General features: G+C 66.9%; 1 protein-coding gene. It reads right to left on the bottom strand.

The features are described 5' to 3' along the window. Nucleotides 1–450: TolC family protein (locus AACY52_RS31260; RefSeq protein ID WP_339561534.1), on the bottom strand; the 450-nt coding region annotated here is incomplete at both ends.

Below are 450 nucleotides of genomic sequence, written 5' to 3'. Positions count from 1 at the left end.
CCGCTAAATTCATCCAGCCGCCCGGACGATGCCAGCAGCCCGGCCAGCGCCAGATCATATTCATACGCCACCGAAATGCGCTGCGCCTCGGCCGCATCCAGCGCCGCCTGCGCCGCGATCACCGGCGTCGCCGTCCCCTCGCCCTCGCGAAACGCGACCGTCTGCACCCGCAGATTCTCGCGCGCGGCGGTGATGCTGCTGTCGAGCAGCACGAACGACCGCCGCGCCGCCTCGACCAGATTGTAGGCGCGCATCGTCGCGCCGGTGGCAGTCTTGCGCGCTTCAGCCGCAGTGTCGGCGGCGGCGGCGGCGGTGGCGCGCGCGGCGTCCTCGCTATGCTTGCGCCCGATATTGGAGAGGATCGTATAGCGCACGCCAACCCCGACCGTCCAATCGGGTTCGATCGGCAAGGCGTTGGATTGGTTGAAATTATATTCGCCAAAGGCATAA

The sequence above is a fragment of the Pseudomonas sp. EA_65y_Pfl1_P113 genome (assembly GCF_963970525.1).
GTDB classification, from domain to species: domain Bacteria; phylum Pseudomonadota; class Gammaproteobacteria; order Pseudomonadales; family Pseudomonadaceae; genus Aquipseudomonas; species Aquipseudomonas tritici.
The sequence above is the reverse complement of the archived record's forward strand: the minus strand, read 5'-3'. Positions and strand labels throughout refer to the sequence as shown.